Source organism: Romboutsia sedimentorum (genome assembly GCF_030131845.1).
Lineage (GTDB): Bacteria > Bacillota > Clostridia > Peptostreptococcales > Peptostreptococcaceae > Romboutsia_D > Romboutsia_D sedimentorum.
This window is the reverse complement of the sequence record NZ_JASKYM010000014.1, coordinates 1-16,288: the sequence shown is the minus strand read 5'-3', so window position 1 is coordinate 16,288 and position 16,288 is coordinate 1. Positions and strand designations below refer to the sequence as shown.

General features: G+C 26.6%; 21 protein-coding genes. 18 read left to right on the top strand and 3 right to left on the bottom strand.

The genetic code is table 11. The features are described 5' to 3' along the window. Positions 1 to 9: 9 nt before the first annotated feature. The 13 genes from pseC to QOZ84_RS15575 all read left to right on the top strand — a co-directional run bounded on the left by pseC (position 10) and on the right by QOZ84_RS15575 (position 10,909). The gene (gene pseC, locus QOZ84_RS15635) at positions 10 to 1,206 is read left to right on the top strand and encodes a UDP-4-amino-4,6-dideoxy-N-acetyl-beta-L-altrosamine transaminase (RefSeq protein WP_331496613.1); all 1,197 of its coding nucleotides are present in this window, start codon (positions 10 to 12) and stop codon (positions 1,204 to 1,206) included. A 27-nt stretch (positions 1,207 to 1,233) separates the two neighbouring features. Continuing rightward, positions 1,234 to 2,220 carry a hypothetical protein gene (locus QOZ84_RS15630; RefSeq protein ID WP_284133833.1) on the top strand — a complete coding sequence of 329 codons (987 nt, stop codon included), beginning with the start codon at positions 1,234 to 1,236 and terminating at the stop codon, positions 2,218 to 2,220. 37 nt (positions 2,221 to 2,257) lie between these two features. Then, positions 2,258 to 3,079 carry an SPOCS domain-containing protein gene (locus QOZ84_RS15625; protein WP_284133832.1) on the top strand — a complete coding sequence of 274 codons (822 nt, stop codon included), beginning with the start codon at positions 2,258 to 2,260 and terminating at the stop codon, positions 3,077 to 3,079. A 15-nt stretch (positions 3,080 to 3,094) separates the two neighbouring features. Further along, positions 3,095 to 3,388, top strand: a complete 294-nt coding sequence (locus QOZ84_RS15620) for a hypothetical protein (protein WP_284133831.1) — start codon at positions 3,095 to 3,097, stop codon at positions 3,386 to 3,388. A gap of 182 nt (positions 3,389 to 3,570) precedes the next feature. Beyond that, a complete protein-coding gene (locus QOZ84_RS15615; RefSeq protein ID WP_284133830.1) occupies positions 3,571 to 3,879 on the top strand; it encodes a hypothetical protein in 309 nt (102 codons plus the stop codon). Positions 3,880 to 3,938: 59 nt separating this feature from the next. Beyond that, the gene (locus QOZ84_RS15610; protein ID WP_284133829.1) at positions 3,939 to 5,675 is read left to right on the top strand and encodes a motility associated factor glycosyltransferase family protein; all 1,737 of its coding nucleotides are present in this window, start codon (positions 3,939 to 3,941) and stop codon (positions 5,673 to 5,675) included. A gap of 48 nt (positions 5,676 to 5,723) precedes the next feature. Next, positions 5,724 to 6,059, top strand: a complete 336-nt coding sequence (locus QOZ84_RS15605; protein WP_284133828.1) for a hypothetical protein — start codon at positions 5,724 to 5,726, stop codon at positions 6,057 to 6,059. A gap of 3 nt (positions 6,060 to 6,062) precedes the next feature. Next, positions 6,063 to 6,389 (top strand): peptidase associated/transthyretin-like domain-containing protein, encoded by a 327-nt coding sequence (locus QOZ84_RS15600; RefSeq protein WP_284133827.1) that lies wholly within the window; start codon positions 6,063 to 6,065, stop codon positions 6,387 to 6,389. Continuing rightward, a complete protein-coding gene (locus QOZ84_RS15595) occupies positions 6,386 to 6,685 on the top strand; it encodes a hypothetical protein (protein ID WP_284133826.1) in 300 nt (99 codons plus the stop codon). The genes QOZ84_RS15600 and QOZ84_RS15595 overlap by 4 nt, the downstream gene beginning before the upstream one ends. Before the next feature lie 21 nt (positions 6,686 to 6,706). Continuing rightward, positions 6,707 to 6,994, top strand: a complete 288-nt coding sequence (locus QOZ84_RS15590; RefSeq protein ID WP_284133825.1) for a hypothetical protein — start codon at positions 6,707 to 6,709, stop codon at positions 6,992 to 6,994. Between the two features lie 88 nt (positions 6,995 to 7,082). Next, positions 7,083 to 8,534: a glycosyltransferase gene (locus QOZ84_RS15585; protein WP_284133824.1), complete on the top strand. Its 1,452-nt coding sequence runs from the start codon at positions 7,083 to 7,085 to the stop codon at positions 8,532 to 8,534. A 266-nt stretch (positions 8,535 to 8,800) separates the two neighbouring features. Further along, positions 8,801 to 9,655 carry a hypothetical protein gene (locus tag QOZ84_RS15580; protein ID WP_284133823.1) on the top strand — a complete coding sequence of 285 codons (855 nt, stop codon included), beginning with the start codon at positions 8,801 to 8,803 and terminating at the stop codon, positions 9,653 to 9,655. Between the two features lie 42 nt (positions 9,656 to 9,697). Further along, positions 9,698 to 10,909: a glycosyltransferase family 4 protein gene (locus tag QOZ84_RS15575; RefSeq protein ID WP_284133822.1), complete on the top strand. Its 1,212-nt coding sequence runs from the start codon at positions 9,698 to 9,700 to the stop codon at positions 10,907 to 10,909. A gap of 31 nt (positions 10,910 to 10,940) precedes the next feature. Here QOZ84_RS15575 and QOZ84_RS15570 read toward each other — a convergent pair whose 3' ends face one another. Further along, entirely contained in the window at positions 10,941 to 11,129 is a 189-nt protein-coding gene (locus QOZ84_RS15570; protein ID WP_284133821.1) for an asparagine synthase, read from the bottom strand. Between the two features lie 101 nt (positions 11,130 to 11,230). Then, complete coding sequence (locus tag QOZ84_RS15565; protein ID WP_284133820.1) at positions 11,231 to 11,509, bottom strand: hypothetical protein; 279 nt, start codon at positions 11,507 to 11,509, stop codon at positions 11,231 to 11,233. Between the two features lie 210 nt (positions 11,510 to 11,719). Here QOZ84_RS15565 and QOZ84_RS15560 point away from each other — a divergent pair, with 210 nt between their 5' ends. The 4 genes from QOZ84_RS15560 to QOZ84_RS15545 all read left to right on the top strand — a co-directional run bounded on the left by QOZ84_RS15560 (position 11,720) and on the right by QOZ84_RS15545 (position 15,518). Continuing rightward, positions 11,720 to 11,974: an RING finger protein gene (locus QOZ84_RS15560; protein ID WP_284133819.1), complete on the top strand. Its 255-nt coding sequence runs from the start codon at positions 11,720 to 11,722 to the stop codon at positions 11,972 to 11,974. Between the two features lie 18 nt (positions 11,975 to 11,992). After that, complete coding sequence (locus QOZ84_RS15555) at positions 11,993 to 12,709, top strand: hypothetical protein (protein WP_284133818.1); 717 nt, start codon at positions 11,993 to 11,995, stop codon at positions 12,707 to 12,709. 165 nt (positions 12,710 to 12,874) lie between these two features. After that, complete coding sequence (locus tag QOZ84_RS15550) at positions 12,875 to 14,011, top strand: betaine/proline/choline family ABC transporter ATP-binding protein (protein WP_284133817.1); 1,137 nt, start codon at positions 12,875 to 12,877, stop codon at positions 14,009 to 14,011. Positions 14,012 to 14,036: 25 nt separating this feature from the next. Further along, the gene (locus tag QOZ84_RS15545) at positions 14,037 to 15,518 is read left to right on the top strand and encodes an ABC transporter permease/substrate-binding protein (RefSeq protein ID WP_284133869.1); all 1,482 of its coding nucleotides are present in this window, start codon (positions 14,037 to 14,039) and stop codon (positions 15,516 to 15,518) included. Positions 15,519 to 15,521: 3 nt separating this feature from the next. Here QOZ84_RS15545 and QOZ84_RS16685 read toward each other — a convergent pair whose 3' ends face one another. Then, positions 15,522 to 15,620 carry an IS3 family transposase gene (locus tag QOZ84_RS16685; RefSeq protein ID WP_416390354.1) on the bottom strand — a complete coding sequence of 33 codons (99 nt, stop codon included), beginning with the start codon at positions 15,618 to 15,620 and terminating at the stop codon, positions 15,522 to 15,524. Positions 15,621 to 15,901: 281 nt separating this feature from the next. Here QOZ84_RS16685 and QOZ84_RS15540 point away from each other — a divergent pair, with 281 nt between their 5' ends. After that, on the top strand, positions 15,902 to 16,111 hold the full coding sequence (locus QOZ84_RS15540) for a hypothetical protein (RefSeq protein ID WP_284133816.1): 210 nt from the start codon (positions 15,902 to 15,904) through the stop codon (positions 16,109 to 16,111). The last annotated feature ends 177 nt before the right edge of the window (positions 16,112 to 16,288 follow it).

The following is a 16,288-nucleotide window of genomic DNA, read 5'->3' as shown; positions in this document are numbered from 1 at the left end:
GGTGATAATTTGAAAATAGATTTGGCAATTGATGGAGGAATGCCTGTAAGGAATTCATATCTTCCATATGGAAAGCAATTTATAGACAAAGAGGATATACAAGGTGTAATAAATACACTAAATGGTGATTATTTAACAACTGGTCCAGCTATTGAAGAATTTGAAAAAAAAGTGGCTAAATACGTAGGTGCAAAATATGCAGTAGCAATATCTAATGGAACAGCTGCACTACATGCGGCTTGTTATGCAGCAGGAATAAAAGAAGGTGACGAAGTTATAACTTCTCCAATAACATTTGCAGCCTCAGCAAATTGTATTTTATATTGTAAAGCAAAACCAGTATTTGCAGATATAAATCCTGATACGTACAATATAGATCCAAAAGAAATAGAATCTAAAATAACAAGTAAAACAAAAGCTATAATACCAGTACACTTTACGGGTCAAAGTGTAGATTTAGATCCTATAATAGAACTTGCAAAAAAATATAATCTTATAGTAATAGAAGATGCAGCACATGCTTTAGGAACTAAGTATAAAGGAAATTATATAGGAAGTATATCACATATGACTGAATTTAGTTTTCATCCTGTAAAAACTGTAACGACAGGAGAAGGTGGCATTATAACTACTAATTGTAAACAATTGTATGAAAAACTTTTACTATTTAGGACTCATGGAATAACTAGAAATGAAAAATTAATGATTACTAAAGAAGATGGGCCTTGGCATTATGAACAAATAGACCTAGGTTATAACTATAGGATAACGGATTTACAATGTGCATTAGGTACAACTCAAATGGATAAAATAGATTTTTTTATAAAAAGAAGAAAAGAACTAGTTAATAGATACAATAAAGAGTTGAGCAAAATAGATGGAATCATAATACAAAAAGAAGAAGATTTTTCAGATACTAGCAGACATTTATATATAATCAAATTGGACTTAAATAAGTTTAAAGTCGGAAGAAAAGAGGTTTTTGAAGCTCTTATTGCGGAAAACATAGGAGTGAATGTACATTATTTACCCGTGTATTTACATCCTTACTATCAAAAATTAGGCTATGAAAAGGGACTATGCCCTAGAGCAGAGGAACTTTATAAATCTATTATAACATTGCCACTATATCCAAGTATGAGTGATGAAGATTTTAATGATGTAATAAAAGCTATAAATAAAGTTGTAAGTGCTTACAGAATCTAGGATATGAACAATGTAAGGAGGAGAGCAATGACAAAAGTAATGAGAGAACTAGTCGAATATAATGGAATAACAATGTGTCCATATGAAAAAATTCCATATTTTACACAATTGAATGTTGACAATATATTTTGCATACAACCTGAAAAACCAGATATAGATAGAATCGTTAGTGTATACGCACAAGCATCTATAACAGACTCAAAGTTGATATCTACAGTCAAGGGTACATCCCTAGAAGGTCAAGGTTTAACTGGATATGATGTTATGATATGTGGAGAAATTTCGTTAAAGATAGAATATATAGAATGTGATTCTTGCAATAGCTGTGAGTGCAATGTACCAATTAATACAACAGAGTCTACATTTTCGTTTTATGGAAGTGTAGTCCTACCTCAAAACATAAATATTAACGCAACAATAACTCCAAGTGTAGCGATAGAAGATATACTTTCAGAAAAAATGGATTTAAGGTGTATTTATAATAATATAACGATTATGTTAATAGCAGATGTTTCATCAAGTTCAAATGATTTGAATGTAAAAATAGATAATTGTAGTCAAAATTTATTTCCAATAATGCCAACTTATTTTAAACAACAAATGGTTTGTGAAAATATAAATTTAGATCCTAAGAGACTAGATATAGAAAGGGTTATTGATGTATCAGTATGGCCTGAAATATCAAATATAAAGCTAATAGACACGGCAATAGGAGTATCTAATGAAGGTCAAAGACTTAGTGGTTTTGCTTTAGTAGTAGAAGTTAATCTAAAAGAAAAAATAACATATATAGCATGTGAACCTACACAAATGACCCAAGTTAATTACTACCAAAATTCAAGTATTATAAATGTTGTAGTACCGGATGAAGTAAATATAAAAGATATTAATAGTTTAATGAGCGTTGGCAGTATAAGTGTAACTCCTTATGTAGAAGGTATCAAATTTAAAAAGCTAGACAATAAAACTATAAATTTATGCGTAATGTTACTAGTAGATGTAAAAGTATGTTAAATCAAAAGAATATAAATAGATGTAAGGGGGGAAGAATGTGGTAGTAAATGCACAATTTACAATAAATAAAACTCCAAAAGGCAATTATTCAGATATAGGAGATGTTATAACTTATATTATAAAAGGTGTAAATAATTCAAGAACCGATATCTACAATTTGTATATAGAAGATTCACTTAATCCATCAATACAATTTATACCTGGAACTGTAACTATAAATGACACATTAATATCACAAGCGGATATATTGTCAGGTATATTAACTCCAAAACTTAGTGCTGGTCAAAGCTTAGTAATTAGCTATGAGGTGGTTATAACAAATACGTCTTATATAAACTATACGAATATATTAGATAGTGTAAGATATGAATATTCACTTACTCAAAGTGAAAATACATTACAAAATCTACAAATTAATAATAAAGAAAATTGTACTAAGGATAGTCCTATGTATAATTTTAGACAAATAAGTATAGAAAAAAAATTATCATTTGATCTTGTAAAACCAGATATGAAAGAAATAAGTGATATAACATCAGAAATAGAAATAATTAAATATTATGTAATAGCGACACCTAATATAAAATCTTTAGAAAATCAGAATTTATCAGGATACAAATTAATAATACATGGACTAATTAAATATACTGTGCAATATGTTGCGATAGATGAATTGGTTTATTCATCACATTATAATATACCATTTAGTACATTTATAGTGATGGCTGAAAATTATGAAATAGGAAGTAAGTTAGATGTAGAAGGTATAGTGGAAGATATATATTATAAAAAAATAAATTCTAGAGAATACCTAACAAATGCAATAATTTTAGTAAATGCAAAAATATTATGTGGATAGTGAAAAGGTGATGATATGGGAGCATCAAATAGTGTTTATGTTGAGGGAAGTGAAATTATTAAAAATGGTGGAGCGGTAGCAAATTTATATATGGATAAAGAAGAATATGTATTTGTTAGTGGAATAATATATAGTCCTACTAAAGAAGTAATACCTAATGCAGCAGTATCAATTACATTAATCGATAAAAGTGAAACACCTCCTAATGAGATATTTTTAGGTGTTACATTTTCAAATCAAGATGGAGTGTATGGAGTATCTCTACCTTGGAAATTAAATTATGAATATAAATTTATTCCATATTGTTAAATGAAAAATGTAGAAATTGTGTAGCATTATTTGATTTTTTTATGTGATATGTTAATGACAAAGATTCATTGATGTATTATTATATGAAAAAATGTAGAAAAATAGAACGTTATTTACATTTTTTTCATATAATATATTGAGGATAAAAATTCCTTAATATATTAATATAAGGAGCGAATTATATGCCTAAGGCAAATTATAAACCTGAAGCAATGGTTGTAAACAGTATAGCACCAGCAGCAGTAGCAATGAGACTTAGTACAAATTTAAGTACTGTATATTGGAACTTAGTATTAGTAGAAGGTATTGCTAAATATTCAGCTACAGCAACTATACTAAAAAGTGCAGCAGTTGTATTATGGTTAACAGCAAACCCACCAGCAACAGCTACTATAGGTACAGCAGATTATCTTACTTTTACAGACGATGCAGGTAGATATGCTATAACTATTCCAACTGGTAAAGATGTTACAATGAGAGTATACAGTTAATAATAAAAAGGGGATTAGCCTATTGCTAATCTCCAAATTTAAGTTATCAAGGAGGAATTATGTTTAATATAAAAAAGTATAAAAGTAAGGATGATTACTATCTATATAAATTAATATCAGAGGATAAATCATATTATCTAGCTGACAAAGATAATTATAAGAAAAATATACAAAATTTAATTGATAATTTAGAAGGCATTTTATTTGATTCTGTAGTTATAATATTTGGAATTGATAGTGGTGAATATATAAAAGCTCTTAAAAGTAAATTATGTGAACGTAATAGAGTTATAATAATAGAACCTAATAAAGAGATATATGATATAGCGAAAGAAAAAATAGTAGATGATAATATACATTTAATACACTATGATGAGCAAGTTATAAAAGCAATTTTAAGAAATCTAATAAATCATAAAAATTTTAATAGATTGCATGTTCACTGTTTCGGGAACTATAAAGATGTATACATTGAAGAATATGAAAAATTTATAGGTATTTTAGATAATATATATTATACTTCTAGTTCATCAATAGCTGTAGTTTCTAGTTTTAAAAAAATATTTTTTGGAAATATGATTTCGAATTTATCAATTATAAACCATACATCTTCTTTAAATTCATATATAGATAAATTTAAAAACACACCAGCTATAATAGTATCAGCAGGCCCATCTTTAGATAGAAATATCCAAACTATGCTAAAATACAAAAATTGCTTAGATAAATTTTTTATAATAGCTGGAAACAGAACTATGGGTTCACTTATAGAAAATGGAATAAAACCTAACTTAGTAGTATCAGTAGATCCGGCACAAGTTACTTATGATATGATGAAAAAATATTTAGATAGTGATGTTCCTCTTGCTTTTTATGAATATAGTAATAAAGATTTAGTGAAAGAATATAGAGGAGAAAAAATATATATATCAGAGCTATTTTCAAGAACTATAGAAGACCTAAAGGATTTGTCAAGAACCTATATTGGAGGCTCTGTTGCACATACCTGTATAGATATAGCTAAAATTATAGGTTGTAATAAAATAATTTTAGTAGGTCAAGATTGTGCACTTACTGAAAATAAGCATCATTCATATAATTCAACTTTTGATATAGATAAAACTCCAAATGAATTAGAAGTAGTATTAGACAAAGATATATATGGAGATGAGATAAGAACTACGTTAACATTAACATTTTTTAAGACTAAAATTGAAGAATATATAAATTTGGTAAAAGAAGAAGATGAAAGCAAATACATTGAGTTTATAAATGCATCTTATGGAGCTGATATAGAGGGTGCACCACATAAAGAACTAGAAGAAATAATAACATCAAGTGAATTTAATAAAAATATAGAAAATTTAATTCCTAATAAATCTATTAATATAGATTATAAAGAAATAATAAATTCAATTTTAGAACACATAAACAACTTTATAGTTAAATCGGATGAATGCATAAATATATGTAATGAATTTTTAAATAATGATGTAAATGGATCATTAATGGATATGGATGAAGATGATATTAACTTACAAAATTTTTTATATTTGTTGCATGTTGTAGATGAATTTGAATATAGCACAAAAAGTTATTATCTAGGTGGATATTTTACTGAATTCTTATTTGATGTAAGAAAGAATTATTTTGAAATGCCAGCACAAGATTATTCTAAATTAACTTCTGATTTTAAATATCAAAGTGAAACTTTCCTACATTATTTTCAGGACTTGAATAGTTTATTAAAAGTAATAAAGGAATTACTTTTAACTAACGCACCAAATGTAGATTAATACCATATTGTAGTATTAAATATACATTTAATTAATGGAGGCATAGATATGAGTGATAAACTTAATATAAATGGAAAAGAATATACTCAAAGGGGTGTAAGTACTCTAGAGATAAATGATAAAGTTGACACTAGTGGAGTGGTTTCATTAGAATCTCATGATGGAAGTGGACATATGAATATAATAATAAACTTAGCTGAAGATGATGTTGAGGTTAGTGAACAAGATTCACCAGAAATTCAATCTATAGAAAACATAAATGAAAGTAAAGTCAATGATGCAAAAATGGAGATGCCTGAAGGAATAGAAAATAAAGAAACTAAGTCATGGATAAGCAAGATATTACAATATATAAAAAATATTTTCATTAAAAATAAAAAATAATAAATGGAAACATTACAGACTGATTATATAATTATAAAAAGCTCTGACTTAGTGGAAGGAAAGCCTTATACTGTAAAATTTGTGATTCCTCAAAAACAAGAATTTAAGATAAAAGGGACTGTTTATGATAAAGACCTACACCCTATACCTAATGCAGCTATAGAAATTATAGAGATTAATAAGATTAGCGGAGATAGCAAAATTATAGGAAATATTTTCTCTGATGAAAATGGAGAATATAGTTTTGCTGTAGAACCAAGATTTGAACTACAGTATAAGATTACTGCTTATTCTCCTCTGATTATAAATTATAAGAGTGGTAAAAAATGAAAACATATACAGAAATTATAATTACGCCAGAAGAGCTAAAAGAAAAATACTTAATATGCAAAAGTATTGTAGTTCCCCAAAATCATGAAGTATTAGTCATGGGCATAGTGGTATATGAAGATCGTACACCAGCAGGTGGGACTTCAGTTATAATATCTAAGATAGATTCAAATCAGACACCAATAACAACAACCAAAATAGGATTTGTAATAACTGATGCAGAGGGGAAATTTATAACTTATCTTGAAAAGACAGATAAGGTAGACTATTTGTTAGAATTTTATCCTCCAAGTTAATACATAGGAGGGTTGATATATATGAAAGAAAGCAATTTAATATATGGAGTAGTTAAGTATGATGATGGTACTCCTGTAAGAGATGCACTTGTAGCTGTGCAGGAAATTAGAACTTGTAGCAATAACCCTATTTATGAGTGTTGTTCAAATTGTGAATGTCCACTAGATAGATATACAACCACAAATATGTGTGGGGAGTTTTACATCAAAATATATAATAAGTCTTCTTATTATAAAATTAAAATATATCCAACCGAGATAAACTCATTACAGATATCTTATAGTATGTCAAAACTTGATAAAATATAAAATAAATTCCTTAAGATAACTCTAAATTATTTTTAGGAATTTATTTTTAGATAAAAACAATTAAATAGGTATGAAAAGAGGCTAAAATATGAATAATGTAAATTTAAATATTTTAAAAATTAGTAAAGAAATATTAGATACTGGTATAGATAAAATAGAGTTAAATAATAAGGATATATTAAATAATATTTTATTTTCTATATCATATCATTATGATATAAACAAAGATATAAGATGCATAGTCGCTTTTGAAAAAATTTGTAAAAACATAAATGTAGATATCAATATAAGAATTTTCTTATACTGGCAATTTGTAAGAATAAGTTTTTTGAATAAAGAAATATTAAAAAGTATAAATATAAAAGAAATATATGACAGTATATTAGATACAGTAAATCAAAGTAGCGCTTTAAAAGAAATAAGTGAAATAAAAGAAAAAAATAAGCAAATAGCTGTGTTTATCACAAATCAATTTTTATCTTATGAACATTCCCCAACAAAGATTCTATTAAGCATGATTAAATCTATTAATGATAAATTTAGTGAAATACACGAAATTTATATTTTTAATTCAACAGAAATGCCAAAAATATCACCTTGTTCTTATTACAAACCCTCAGTATTTAATCATATAAATATAAGTGATGAGTACTTTTACTATCTTATGAAATTAGCAAGTATAGATAGATGTGAAGTTAATTATTTTGATGATATAGATGAAACAAACTCACTAAAAAAAATAGATAACATGTTAGAAGAAATATATACTTTAAAGCCAAATTTTATTATTTCAATTGGAGGGTCAAACATATTAGCAGATATGTGTAATAATTTTACAGATGTATATACTTATGGAACTACTAGAGATACACCTATAGCTAAAACGAAATATTTAGTAAAAAGTTTAAATACAACAAAAATTAAAGAAATTTTAATTAATGATAAACAAAGTATAATAGAAATTCCTCAAGGTTTTTTTGGATTAGAAGATAAATATGATGAGTCATATATAAGAGAACAGTTTGAGATACCAAATGATTTATTTTTAATATCGATAGTTGGGAATAGATTAGAAGAAGAATTAAGTGATAAATTTATAGACATATGTAAAGATATATTAATAAAAAATAAAAATACAGGTATAGTTTTTATAGGAGAATATAATAAAGAGTGTCTTAAAAACAAATTGCCAAAGGATGTATATAATAGATTATATACAATTGGATTTAAGAATAATTTAATTTCAGCAATAGCTCTATCAGATATGTTTTTAAATCCGAAACGAACAGGAGGAGGATATGGTGGTTTAGCGGCTATATTATGCAATATACCTGTAATATCTATTAATACAGGGGATGTATCAGAACTCTTGAGTGATGAATTTAAAGTGAGTAGTTATAGCGAAATGTTTGATTTAGTAAATTCTATTATTGAAAATAATGATTTATATATCCGTATGTGTGATAAAATTAAAATATTATCAAATAAATATGAAGGTAAGGACTGGGATCTTTTAATAAATTATATATTACAAAAATAAAATTAATATAGCTTTAATTTTCGATTTAGACTTATCTATAAAAAATAAATAAACGCTATTTAAAATATATAAATAGATATATAAAATGAATTGTTTTAAAATAGATTTTTTATTTTGAGATAGTTCATTTTGTGCTACAATAATAGGCAAGTATTTATTTGAAAGTAATAATATACAAAGATGTTATGGAATTAAAAAACATCATAGAGATATTAGTTCATAAAATAAGAAAATCTAAGTTTTTAAACTGTGAAGGGGTTAAAAATATGAATATTAAGAAATCTGATGTTTTATGTTGTCAGGGAAGTGCAAGATATAATGAAGATATAGTAGGTGTAACACCTTGGGGCGCATGGGTGTTAGATGGAGCTACTGGTCTTAATAATAAAAATTTAGTTGCTAAAGATAGTGATGCTAAATGGTATGTTAGTTGGTGGAACGAATATTTACATAATAATATAAAGAATGATAAAAGTTTGAAAAATATTATGTTAAGTGGAATTAAAGATATAAAACATGATTATTATAAACAAATTGGGGAAAATAAAATTGAAAAATTAGATACGCCATCTAGTTCCATATCTATTATTAAATTTTATGAAAATAAACTAGAATACTTTATGTTAGGTGATTGTTCAATTCACTTAGAATATGATGAGAATACGATAATTATAAAAGATAAAATTTTGTGTGAATTAGATAAAGTAGTTTATAATCAAATGGAAAAATTACCTGATTTAGCGAAGCTTTCTTTTGAAAGTATAAAACAAAGGGTTATTAGCACTATAATAGAAAATAGGCTAAAAAAAAACACTAAAGAGGGGTATTGGATTCTTGAATTTGATGAACATGCGATTAGTGAAGCTATACATGGAGAAATCTATATAGACAAAGGTATAAAATTAATGTTAGCTAGTGATGGTTTTTCGTGTATTAGTGATAGATATAAATTAATAGAAGATGAAAAAATATTAGAGACAGTTGAAAATAGAGGGGTTGGGTCGATCTACAATGAGCTAAGAGCCTTTGAAGAAAAAGATTTTTCCACTACAAAATTTCCTAGATTTAAAATAAAAGATGATTGTTCATGTGTTTATTTAGATATAGAATATAATCTTTGATTTAATATAAATAGAAACTGACGTACAATAAGGGGAGTATAAATGAAAATTTTACATATAACAACTCAAAAACCAAATAGCACAGGTAGTGGAGTATACATGTGTGGTATGATAAATGGGTTTAGAGAAAAAGGACATAAACAAGGTGTAGTAGCAGGTGTTGATAAGGATGATATAAATTCTTTTAATGATGACATAGAATATTACCCTGTATTTTTTAATAGTGATAAATTACCGTTTGATGTTGTAGGGATGAGTGATAGCATGCCTTACAATAGCACAATATACAGTGAAATGGACTTAAACATGGTTAATTCACTAAAAGGTGCATTTGAAAAAAATATAAAAAAAGCAGTAAGTGAATTAAAACCAGATTTAATAATCTGTCATCACTTGTATTTATTAACATCATTTGTTAGAGAAATAATAAATGATATTAATTTAGTTAGCATATGCCATGGTACCTGCCTTAGGCAAATACAAAGTCATGATTTAGAAAAAAATTATATTATATCTAATATAAGAAAATTAGATGCGGTATTTGCACTTCATGATGAGCAAAGAAAAGAAATTATAAAAATATTTAATATTGATCCATCAAAGGTTTTTATATTAGGAAGTGGATACGATAATCAAGTTTTTTTTAAGGAAGAACGAAATTTAAGTAACGAGAAAATAACAATAACCTATGCTGGTAAGATTTGCAAAGCAAAAGGTGTAAAATGTTTAATAAAATCTTTGAATAATCTAAAGTATGAAAGAAATTTTATTAATATAAATGTAGTTGGCGATGGAAGTAACAAAGAAGAGTATGAAGAAATAATAGCAGTATCAAAAGATATAAAATTTAATATAAATTTTTTAGGTAAGATTAACCAAATTAAATTATCGAAACTTTTTAGAGAATCTCATATATTTGTATTACCATCATTTTTTGAAGGACTTCCCTTAGTTGTGATAGAATCGTTAGCTAGTGGGTGCAATGTAATTACTACTGATATACCGGGATTGCGTGGATGGATCGGAGAAAATATAAACAATTCAGAAAAAGTAAGCTATATTGATTTACCTAAAATGCAGAAATTAGGAATTCCAGTAGAAAAAGAACTTAAAAAATTTGAAGATAATTTAAGTGCTTCTTTAAATTATATGATAGAGAATATTTTAAACAAAAATACTAGAAATAAAATGATTGATATGGAGAATAAAACATGGAGTGGATTATGTAGCACACTAGAAAATATAATCCAATAAAAAAAGACAGACTTTGCTGTCTTTTTTTTATTTATTTTTTTACTATATCTATACTACCAAGTAATATATGAGCTACACCTAAGCCCACTAAAAATGTTCCTAACAAACTTGTGTAATCATTTCTTCTACATAAATTGATTTTACTTTGATTAGAATCTAAAGTGACTCCTACTGCTGTAACGGCAGTTCCTAAAGCTACGGGTATTAATCCTTTTCTCATAAATATAACCTCCTAAACGAATATAATCAAACATATTTTTCTCATATAGATTGTTTTTTATAGCTAGTAATTAATTTTAAAAAAGTAATTATAAGCCATATTTAAACTATCATATTTTGCCTAATATAGTTTAAAGTTTTATCCATATCATTAAACACCTTCTTGGAGATCATTAATCTTTCTATTCCTGGATTTATACCTTTAAAATCAAATACTTTGTCTATTTTTATTTCTATATTTTCTTCGCAAAAATTTATATAAATACATTTTGTATATTTAGTACAACATTTAAAGATAACTAACTTGTTAGAAGTAGTTTTTAATAGTGTAAAATCAGATAAATCTAATTTGGATTTTAAAAAATTTATAAAATTATTCATTTACTATTCTCCTTATAGGTTTTATAGACATAGTATTGACATATTTTTCAAATTTTATAGTACTTAATAAAAAGAATTTACTTTTATCGATTTAAAAGTATAGTATATGAAAATAATAAATAAAATGGCACAAAAAATTAGCTTTTGAAAGTAATTATGTGTATAATAGTTAAGTACAATACTTGAAAAATACATACTTAAGGAGATAATATGATAAAAAGAGAATTTGAAATAAATGATATAGCATACCTTGCTAAAGATAGAAGAATAAAGGTACACGTTGATGGAAGTGATACTTATACTAAAAACATATCTTTAAGAGCTGGAGATGCTGTTAAAATATTAGATTTTTATGAAATAGAAAAATACGGATTTTCATATGAAGCAGAATTTAAAAAAGATAATACATCATATATTATAAGAAAACACTTAAGTCAATCAGACTTAAGACCTAAAAAAGCTTAAAAACCAGGAGAAAAATAAATGAATTATATAACAGTAGATAGTAAGAAAGAAGTATTTGTTAAGAACATAGCTATAAAACAAAAATTTGATAAATTAATGACTAAATCAGTAAATGTAACTCGTGATCAAGTAAAAGGATGTATGGAGTTTGCAAAAGAAAGTGTTGAAAGCTCTAAGGACTATATAAAATTAGTACCTAAAGATATAAAAGACAAAGACCTTCAACTAGAAGTAGGAATGCAAAGAGTGTTTGTAGAAAAGATTGCAGAGTGTGCATTTTTAAACTATTTAATGGAAAGAAATTTAGATGAAAGTGTAATAGAGAAACATAAAATAGGAATAAAAACGGCAATAGCTAATGAAATACACACTAGGCTTATAATAGGTAAAGAAGAGTTTAAATCTAAAAAAAATAAGAAAAATTATTATGTAGGTATACACTTAAATTTAGAAATGGAAGACAAGAAAGATCGTATAAAAAGACATTTAATAAAAGATTTATATAAAATAGAAAAAGTTCAAATCTTTGGATATTTAGATTATCACTTTATAAGTGAACTTAAATACGAAACTACAAAAAATAAAATGGGGAAAAATGAATTTAAATTCTATAATAAAAAAGCCCCTAATTACTCATCAAAAGATGAATTTGCTAAACTTTTAGATGGAGAATGTAAGTGGTATTACTTAGATAGATTAATGCCAATAGACAGCTTATCTAAAAAAATAAAATAAAATTTATAAACCATTGCAAGCACCGTATTTTACGGTGCTTTTGTTTATTGCAAAATATGAATAAAATATATCAAATTTTGCACTTTTCAGAAAATATGTTATACTGAGTTGTAGCAATATAGCGCATTGAGTCTAAATTGATACAAATTAAGGGGATGATAATATATGATAAAAATCAAAAATGTAACAAAAAAAGTAGGAGCTAAAGTCATACTTGATGATATAACTTTAGACATTGAAAAAGGCACATTAGTAGTTTTAATAGGTTCTAGTGGGTGTGGAAAAACTACTACACTTAAGCTTATAAATAAATTAATAAAACCTACATCTGGAGAAATTTATATAGACGATAAACCTATATCAAAAGAAAACACTATAGAACTTAGAAGGAAAATCGGATATGTTATTCAAAATACAGGTCTTTTCCCACATTTAACTATAAAAGAAAATATCGAATTAATTCCAAGATTAAAAAAAGAAAAAACTATAGAAGAAATAGAAAAAACTACAATAGAGCTTTTAGAAATGGTAGGACTTAAATACGAAGACTATATAGATAAATACCCATCACAGCTTAGTGGAGGACAACAACAAAGAATCGGTGTTGCAAGAGCAATAGCCACAGACGCAGAAATAATACTAATGGATGAACCATTTAGTGCACTAGATCCAATAACTCGAACATCTCTTCAAGAACAATTATTTACACTTCAAGATGAGCTTAAAAAGACAATAATATTTGTAACTCATGATATGGATGAAGCTTTAAAAATAGCTGATAAAATTTGTATTATGGATAGCGGTAAAGTAGCTCAATATGATACTCCTGAAAATATTTTAAGAAACCCAGTAAATGAATTTGTAAAAAACTTTATAGGATTAGACAGAGTTTGGAATAATCCAGAATATATAAAAGCAAAAGATATTATGATAAAAGATCCAGTTTCAGTAAAGCCATCTAGAACTATAATTCAAGGAATTGAAATAATGAGAACTAGCAAGGTAGATAGTTTATTGGTAACAGATAAAAATCATAAGTTAGAAGGAATAGTTACTGTAAAGGATATGAAATCAAATATAAGTAAATCACAATCATTAGGAAGCATAATGTCATCAGAAGTATTAGTAGTAAAAGAAGATGATAACTTGGTAAATATATTAAGTATTATGAATGAACGTTCAGTAGGATATATACCAGTAGTAACCGATGAATATAAATTAGCAGGATTAATAACAAGAAGCAGTTTACTTTCAGTTTTAAGTGAGCAATTTTTAGAAATGGAGGTGAGTGTTCTTGGATAAAATTATAGAACTAACAATACAACATATGACTCTTACAGCAGGAGCTATTTTAATAGCCATATTAATCGGTGTACCACTTGGAATAATTATATGTAGAGTAAAGTCGCTTAGAAAAATAATATTAGGATTTGTAAATTTAGTACAAGCAGTACCATCAATGGCATTACTTGGATTACTTGTACCAGTACTTGGAATAGGAAGTAAACCAGCTATATTTATGGTTGTAGTATACTCACTACTTCCAATAGTAAAAAACACATATATCGGGATTTCTGGTATTGACCCCGTAATACTAGAATCAGCAAAAGGAATAGGTCTTACTAAAAATCAAACTTTATTTAAAATACAATTGCCATTAGCACTTCCAATAATAATGGGAGGAGTTAGAATATCAGCAGTTACAGCTGTTGGTCTTATGACATTAGCAGCATTTATTGGAGGCGGGGGATTAGGATACTTAGTATTCTTAGGAGTTGGAACCGTTAATAATACTATGATACTACAAGGAGCAATACCAGCATGTATACTTGCGTTAGTAGTAGATTACGTATTTGGAAAAATTGAAAAAACAGTTTCTGCAAGAGGATTAGACCCGAGAGCTACTAAAAAGAACCTAAAAGCTCTTAAAATAATGGGGATATTAATATTAATTGCAGCATTGGTTACAGGAACAATAGCAATATTTACAAACAAAAAAGATAGTATAACAATAGGTTCTAAAAATTATACAGAACAACTTATACTTGGAAATATATATGCAGAATTAGTAGAGGAACATACTGATTTAAATGTAGAAAAACAGTTAAACTTAGGTGGAACAATGATTGCATTTAATGCAATTAAAAGTAACGACTTAGATATGTATATTGATTATACCGGAACTATGTTAGTAAATATACTAAAAAAAGAACCAATGAGAGATGAAAAACAAGTTTATGACGCTGTAAAAAAAGAAATGAAAGATAAACATAATTTGGATGTACTTAAGCCACTAGGATTCAATAATACGTATGCTTTAGGGATGATGCCAGATGTTGCTAAAAAATATAATATAAATACTATATCAGATTTAAAAAAACATACAAGTGAATTACTTTTATCACCAACTTTAGAATTTGAAGTAAGAGAAGATGGATTAGTAGGTTTAAATAAACACTATGATATGAAATTTGAAAACATTAAAGCTATGGATGGAGCTATTAGATATACTTCATTAAGCGAAAATAAATCGCAAGTTACAGATTTATTTTCAACTGATGGGCTAATTAAAAAAATGGGAATTAAAGTATTAGAAGATGATGAAAAATTCTTTACTCCTTACTATGCAGTACCTTTAGTAAATGAAAAAACTTTAGAAAAACATCCAGAGCTGGAAGATGTGTTTAATTTATTAGCAGGAAAGATTGATGAAGAAACTATGACAAATCTTAACTATGAGGTAGATGTGCTTGGTAAATCACCAGAAGAAGTAGCACATAAATTCTTAGTTGATTCGAAACTTATATAAACTTTAATGTATGAACTGCATTTTGAAGGTCTGTTCTCCGTATTCAATAGGAGTCAGGCCTTTTATTTTTTTGTGAAATCTCTTTTTATTGTAAGTTTCTATATAATTATTTACTTAATACTTTATGTTCGTTTAATATTTTATAAAAAATCACAATATAAGTATATTTTTTAGTATGAGAGATATTGAAGAAGATACAGGAAATGTAGTTGAACAGTTAAAACAAGTATATAGTTGCAAGGCAAATATAGTGAATAAATAACTATTATACAAGTTTGATTTTACATTTTATATTTATAGTGACCTTTATGAATATAAAAAATTGTTATTTAAACCGTTAGTCATGAATATATTTATACCGAATAAGTATATGGAGGTATAAAATGAGATGGATTAATGTAAAATCTGTTGAAGAACTAAAAGCACTAGGTAATTTTAGATATGTAACAAAAGTAATAAAAGAAGATGTAGGAGATATGGTTATAATAAAGGGTAAAAGTTGGGAAGAGATTTATAACAACATAGTTGAATTTAGAATTTTATTAGAAGAGCTAAATAAAGCAATACAAAGAGATGAGAATTATAATAAATAGTCAACAAAAAAGCATTATATAAGAGTTCTTATATAATGCTTTTTTAGTGTGCCCGGCATGAGCAATAACTTGACGGTGAAAGTCCGTTGCAGGCTTGATAGTGGGAACTGCTAGCTAAGGGCAAGGGTGTCCATCGTGAGGTGGAATCTGAAGGAAGCCTACGGCAAAATCTTGGTC